Genomic DNA, 209 nt, shown 5'->3' with positions numbered 1-209 from the left:
CTCTGCCGTCAGATTCTCCCTGTCCGCAACAGCCCATTTTCTCTGTGCTCCGGCTTCCCGGATACAGTACAGAACTGCTCCCATCAACTGCTCTGCCTTTTCATAGGAAATAGAGGTACTGTCTCCTGACGTATACTTCCGTGCCAGTCTGCCAACGATTGGCACAAGCTCTTCCATCTCATACCACACAGACATCACCTCCAGCAAAG

1 protein-coding gene is annotated in these 209 nt (G+C 51.7%); it reads right to left on the bottom strand.

Features of this window, described 5'->3' with window-relative positions:
• Positions 1-189 (bottom strand): DUF6179 domain-containing protein (locus HJY11_RS14805; RefSeq protein WP_368041638.1); only part of this gene is annotated, 189 nt, incomplete at its 3' end.
• Between the last annotated feature and the right edge of the window lie 20 nt (positions 190-209).

It is taken from the genome of Bittarella massiliensis (ex Durand et al. 2017), from assembly GCF_017566145.1.
Taxonomy (GTDB): Bacteria; Bacillota; Clostridia; order Oscillospirales; family Ruminococcaceae; genus Bittarella; species Bittarella massiliensis_A.
Note: the sequence above shows the minus strand (reverse complement) of the source record. Positions and strands in the feature narration are given on the sequence as shown.